This window comes from Streptomyces niphimycinicus (assembly GCF_018883605.1).
GTDB lineage: Bacteria > Actinomycetota > Actinomycetes > Streptomycetales > Streptomycetaceae > Streptomyces > Streptomyces niphimycinicus.
On sequence record NZ_JAHLEM010000911.1, the window covers coordinates 1 to 6,155 of the forward strand.

Annotated in this window: 4 protein-coding genes and 1 pseudogene; 3 read left to right on the forward strand and 2 right to left on the reverse strand. The window is 71.2% G+C overall.

From position 1 onward, the window contains the following. Positions 1-419: pseudogene (locus KN815_RS45270) on the forward strand (hypothetical protein); the annotation flags it as partial. A gap of 103 nt (positions 420-522) precedes the next feature. After that, positions 523-1,284: a neutral zinc metallopeptidase gene (locus KN815_RS45275; protein ID WP_216347624.1), complete on the forward strand. Its 762-nt coding sequence runs from the start codon at positions 523-525 to the stop codon at positions 1,282-1,284. 82 nt (positions 1,285-1,366) lie between these two features. On the opposite strand, the gene KN815_RS45280 is transcribed toward KN815_RS45275, so the two are convergent. Continuing rightward, positions 1,367-3,091, reverse strand: a complete 1,725-nt coding sequence (locus KN815_RS45280; protein ID WP_216347625.1) for an AMP-binding protein — start codon at positions 3,089-3,091, stop codon at positions 1,367-1,369. 73 nt (positions 3,092-3,164) lie between these two features. Then, positions 3,165-4,871, reverse strand: coding sequence for an AMP-binding protein (locus KN815_RS45285; protein ID WP_216347626.1), 1,707 nt, complete (start codon positions 4,869-4,871; stop codon positions 3,165-3,167). 85 nt (positions 4,872-4,956) lie between these two features. Here KN815_RS45285 and KN815_RS45290 point away from each other — a divergent pair, with 85 nt between their 5' ends. Continuing rightward, a complete protein-coding gene (locus tag KN815_RS45290) occupies positions 4,957-5,886 on the forward strand; it encodes a helix-turn-helix transcriptional regulator (RefSeq protein ID WP_216347627.1) in 930 nt (309 codons plus the stop codon). Positions 5,887-6,155 lie beyond the last annotated feature (269 nt).

A 6,155-nucleotide genomic window follows, 5' to 3' on the forward strand; every position in this document is an offset into this window, starting at 1 on the left:
CGGCCGGGGGCGGCGGCCCGGTCGTGCGGCGCCCCGCCTTCCGGCCGGTGACGATCCGTACGGCGCGGGACGCGGTCACCGCCGCCGCGCTGTATCTGAAGTGGCTCGGCTTCCACAGTCTGCGGCCCTCGGAGGACCGGGCCGCGTCCGGAGTGGACCTCTACGGGACGGGCGTGGTCGCCCAGGTCGATCCGACCACCCGCCCCACCGGGCTGCGGGACATCGAATGCCTGTGGCTGAACGGGCTCCAGAAGTCGGCCATGAGCGTCTTCTTCTCGCTCGCGGGCTATGCGCGGGAGGCGCGGGCGCGCGCCGACGCACTCCATCTGCCGCTGTTCATCATGGACCTCACCGGCACCCCGCAGCCCGTCAACGACCCGGCGGACGCTCTGATCCGGATGGGGCCGCCGGACGGCTGACCCCGGTCGGCCCTTGTGCTCATGGCGGGGGAACGCTTCCGTTGAGGCACCGCCCTCCACGGTTTCACCGTCCCATCCGCTCGACCGGCCGGAGGCCGAAACGATGGTTGTTCCGTGGTACCCGAGGTCATGGGCTCCGCTCGCCGCCGCCCTGACCCTGCTTCTGGTGACCGGCTGCGGGGGCGGCGTTGTGCCGCCGCCCACGGTGGAGAGCTCCTCGGCCGCACCCGGGCCCCCGTCCGGCGCCACACCGGGCACGCCCACCCCGCTCACCAGCCCTGATGCCACCGACGGCGGAACAGGTGTGGAGGAGGACATCAACGCGGCGGTCTCCGTCACCACCACCTACTGGCAGACCCACTGGCCCGAGCTGTTCACCGGCGGCTACAACCCGCCCCGGATCCTGGGGGTCTACGACGGCGACACCCCCGGTACGCCGGTCTGCGGCAGTGAGCCGCTCCCCGATGACAACGCCGTCTACTGCCCCGACGGCGACTACATAGCGTGGGATATGGACCTGATGCGCTTCGGCCATGCGCGGGGCGACGCCTGGGTCTATCTGGTGATCGCCCATGAATGGGGCCACGCCGTCCAGAACCGTCTGGACGCGGGCCTGGTCGACCTCGCCCGTGAGCTTCAGGCCGACTGCCTGGCCGGGGCGGTCCTCTTCGGCGCCGCCCAGGACGGGACGCTGACCTTCGAGGAGGGTGATACCGAGGAGCTGGCGGACGCCCTGACCGCACTCGCCGACAGGACCCCGTGGACCGACGTCTCCGACCACGGCGACGCCTCCCAGCGGGTCTCCTACTTCAGCCGCGGCGCGCGATCCGGGGTGAAGTCGTGCCTGCCGAACGCCGTCCGGTGACGGGCGGGGGGGTGGGCCCCCGCTGTGGCGGGCGTGTAGTGGGGGTGTGGGCCCCTGCTGTAGTAGAGGGGCCCGCGACTCATCAGCTCGGCGCGGTCTGCGGCTCGGCCCGCCCGACCAGCGCTTCCGATTCGGCCGGACCGGCCTCGGACCGGGTCTCGGGCAGCAGCTCCCGGGCGGCCGCCTCGCGCAGCTCGACCTTGCGGACCTTGCCGCTGACCGTCATCGGGAAGGCGTCCATGAGACGCAGATAGCGGGGGACCTTGTAGTGGGCGAGGCGGCCCCGGCAGAAGCGGGCCAGCTCATCGCGGGTGAGGGTCCTGGCGCCCTCGCGCAGGATGACGCAGGCCAGCACCTCCTCGCCGTACTTCTCGTCCGGTACGCCGACGACCTGCACATCCGCCACCTTGGGGTGGGTGTGCAGAAACTCCTCGATCTCCCGCGGATAGACGTTCTCCCCACCGCGGACGATCATGTCCTTGATCCGGCCGACGATCTGGACGTATCCCTCGCCGTCCATCACCGCGAGGTCGCCGGTGTGCATCCAGCGCGCCGAGTCGATCGCCTCGGCGGTCCGCTCGGGCTCCTGCCAGTAGCCGAGCATCACCGAGTAGCCGCGGGTGCACAGCTCGCCGCGGGTGCCGCGGGGCACGGTCGCCCCGGTCGCCGGGTCGACGATCTTGACCTCGATATGCGGCAGCACCCGGCCGACCGTCGAGGTGCGGCGGACCAGGTCGTCGTCGGGCCGGGTCTGGGCGGAGACCGGTGAGGTCTCGGTCATGCCGTAGCAGATGGACACCTCGGTCATATGCATCTCGGCGACCACCCGGCGCATCACCTCCACCGGGCAGGGCGATCCGGCCATGATCCCGGTGCGCAGCGAGCTGAGGTCGAAGGTGGCGAAGTCCGGCAGGGCCAGCTCGGCGATGAACATGGTGGGGACGCCGTACAGCGAGGTGCAGCGCTCCCGTTCGACGGCGGCCAGGGTGGCGACGGGGTCGAAGGTGGCGGCGGGGATGACCACGCAGGCGCCGTGGCTGGTGGCCGCGAGGTTGCCCATCACCATGCCGAAGCAGTGGTAGAAGGGCACCGGCACGCAGATCCGGTCCTCGGCGGTGTAGCGGACCGTCTCCCCCACGAAGAAGCCGTTGTTGAGGATGTTGTGGTGGGAGAGGGTGGCGCCCTTGGGGAAGCCGGTGGTGCCGGAGGTGTACTGGATGTTGACCGCGTCGTCGCAACTGATCCGGGCCTCGCGCTCGGCCAGCCGCTCGGGGGCCACCCCGGCCCCGGCGCGCACCAGTCCGTCCCAGGTCCGGTCGCCGATGTAGATCACATCGCGCAGCGAGGAGCAGGCCGATCGCACCTGCTCGACCATCCGCCGGTAGTCGCTGGTCTTGTGCTCGATGGAGGAGACCAGGACCGAGATTCCGGCCTGCTGGAGTACGTACCGCAACTCGTGGACGCGGTAAGCGGGGTTGATATTGACCATGATGGCGCCGATGCGGGCGGTGGCGTACTGCAACAGCACCCATTCGGGGCAGTTGATGGCCCAGATGCCGACCCGGTCGCCCTTGGCGACCCCCTTGGCCATCAGCCCGAGCGCGACCTCCTCGACCGACCTGCCGAACTCGGCGTAGGTCCAGCGGCGGCCGGAGGGGACGTCGATGAGCGCCTCGCGGTCGCCGTACAGCTCGATAGCCCGGGCCAGATTGGCGCCGATGGTCTCGCCGAGCAGCGGGAGGTTCCCGGCCCCGCTGGTGTAGGAGAGCCCCGCTGGGCTTGGTGGGTCAGACGTGAGGTCGGTCATGGGAGCTCCTTGGGGTCACGTTCACGTACGCCTTCACGTTCGTGCGGGTGGGTCATCATATGAGCGTCGGTCATCAGATCTCCTCATAAAACTCGATACCGCCACCCTGTGCCGTGCGTTCACGCAACTCGATCCGGCGAATCTTTCCGGAAACCGTCTTGGGGAGGTCGGCGAACTCCAACCGGCGGATCCGCTTGTACGGCGCGAGCACCGCCCGCGAGTGCGCGAACAGCGCCTTCGCGGTGTCCGGGCCGGGCTCCCAGCCCTCCGCAAGCACGATGTACGCCTTCGGCACGGCCAGCCGCAGCGGGTCGGGGGCCGGGACGACGGCGGCCTCGGCGACCGCCTCGTGCTCCAGCAGCGCGCTCTCCAGCTCGAACGGCGAGATCTTGTAGTCGGACGCCTTGAAGACGTCGTCGGCGCGGCCGATGTAGGTGATGTAGCCGTCCGCGTCGCGCGATCCGATGTCCCCGGTGCGGTAGTAACCGCCCGCGGTGGCCTCGGCGGTGCGCTCCCCGTCGCCCTCGTAGCCGGTCATCAGGCCGACGGGACGGCCCTCGGGGCCGGTGAGGTCGAGGCAGATCTCGCCCTCCTCACCGGGCCGGCCGGTGACCGGATCCAGCAGGACGACCCGGTAGCCGGGGGTCGGCCGTCCCATCGAGCCGGGCTTGAGCGGCTGTCCGGGGGTGTTGGCCACCTGAACGGCGGTCTCGGTCTGGCCGAAGCCGTCCCGGATGGTCACCCCCCAGGCGCGCCGCACATGCTCGATGACCTCGGGGTTGAGCGGCTCGCCCGCGGCGAGGGCCTCCCGGGGCGGGGTGCGCAACTGGGTGAGATCGGCCTGGATGAGCATCCGCCAGACGGTGGGCGGGGCGCAGAAGGTGGTGATGGAACAGCGGTCCATCTCGGCCATCAGACGGGTGGCGTCGAACCGCGTGTAGTTGTGGACGAAGACGGTGGCCTCGGCGTTCCAGGGGGCGAAGAGATTGGACCAGGCGTGCTTGGCCCATCCGGGCGAGGAGATGTTGAGGTGGACATCGCCCGGCCCGACCCCGATCCAGTACATCGTCGCCAGATGCCCGATGGGATACGAGATATGGGTGTGCTCGACCAGCTTGGGGCGGGCGGTGGTGCCGGAGGTGAAGTACAGCATCAGGGGGTCGGTGGCGAGGGTCGGCCCGTCGGGCACGAAGGGCTCGTCGTCCCCCGCGTCCTCCGCCGTGATCCTGGCGGTCCCCGCGTCCTCGTAGGCGAGCCAGCCCTCGGGCGCGCCGCCGACCGCGATCCGGGTGTAGTCGCCCGGCACCTCCGCGAACTTCTCCGTGTCCGCGCCCCGCACCACCACATGCGCCGCCCGGCCACGCTCGATGCGGTCGGCGAGGTCGAGCGGGCCGAGCAGCGGGGTGGCGGGGATGACCACGGCGCGCAGCTTCATCGCGGCCAGCGCGGTCTCCCACAGCTCGACCTGGTTGCCGAGCATGACCACGATGCGGTCACCGGCCCGGACGCCGCGCTCGCGCAGCCAGTTCGCGGCCCGGTTGGAACGGCGGCGCAGCTCCTCGAAGGTCAGCCGGATCTCGCTGCCGTCCTCCTCGACGATATGCAGGGCGGTACGGTCGCCGCCGCGCCCGGCGATCCCGTCGAACCAGTCCAGGGCCCAGTTGAACCGCTCCGGGCGTGGCCAGCCGAACCCCTCGTACGCCGCCGCGTAGTCCTCCCGGTGGTCGAGCAGGAAGTCCCGTGCCTCGCGGAAGTCGTGAGCCGGATTCGTTGCTGTCACTTGTCCTCCTGAATGGCGTACCGCTCGCTAGCATCGTGCGACGGGTGATCTGAGTCTCACTACCCCCGGACGGGGGTGGCGCTGGATGCGGGAGGTGGCCGTGACGGGATCGGACGGGGCCGTCGACGTACGGAGCACGCTTCAGCGGATGCGCCGGCGTGGTGGCCTGCCCGTCGCGTTCGGCGGGCTGTTCTCGGGCTCACGGCAGTTCCGGATCTCGGAACTCACCGGCACCACGACCAACTCCCTGCGGGGTCTGGCCATCACACCCGGCAACGGCCTCGGCGGCAAGGTCCTCACCATGTCCCGGCCGATCTCGGTGGCGGACTACCCCACCTCACGGGCGATCAGTCATGAATACGACGCGGCGGTGGGTGCGGAGAGGCTGCGCTCGATGCTCGCGGTGCCGGTGGTGGTGCGCGGGCGGGTGCGCGGGGTGCTGTACGGCGCGCTGCGCCAGCCGCTGGTGCTCGGCGACCGGGCGCTGACCTCGGCCATGGAGTCGGCGCGCGAACTGGAGCGCGTGCTGGAGAGCGAACTGGCGCAGGAGCTGGCGGTGCGGGAGGAGGCACAGCGGCTGCTGACGGAGGCGCGCCAGCGGCGGGGGCAGCCGCCGGGACCGCGATGGGAGCCGTCGGCGGAGGAGACCGATCCGGCGGTGTGGGAGGAGGTGCGCGAGGCCCACGGCGATCTGCGGGCCCTGGCGCACCGGGTGCCCGACCGCAAGCTGCGCGAGGAGATACTCACCGTCTGCTCCCGGCTGGCCAGGGCCTCCTCGGGGCGCGGCAGGCAGCGGGAGCACCGGAGCGGGCGGAACGGGGTGGAGCTGTCGCCGCGCGAGGTGGACGTACTGGCGTGTGTGGCCTCGGGGGCGACGAATTCGACGGCGGCGGAGCGGCTGGGGCTGCGGCCGGAGACCGTCAAGAGCTATCTGCGGTCCTCGATGCGGAAGTTGGGGGCCCATACCCGTCTCCACGCGGTGGTCGAGGCACGCCGCGCGGGGCTGCTGCCGTAGCAGGCGGCGGGTGCGGGCGCCGGAGACGGCTTCCGTGGCCCGGGGCCGGGGCTCCCGCGAAAAACGCTTGACCGGAGGCAACTATTGCCTCGCCCACCGCTCCCCCGGGACGCACCTCGGTCATATAGGGCGATATCCTGCACTGAGGTCAGTGCTCGCGACAGGAAGGTGAGGACCCTCTATGTCCGAGCGCCGTCGCGGCCCGCGTCCCCCGAAGCGGTGGCTGCGCCCCGGCGGGGCGAACCGGGCCGACGCCGCCCCGCGCCCCG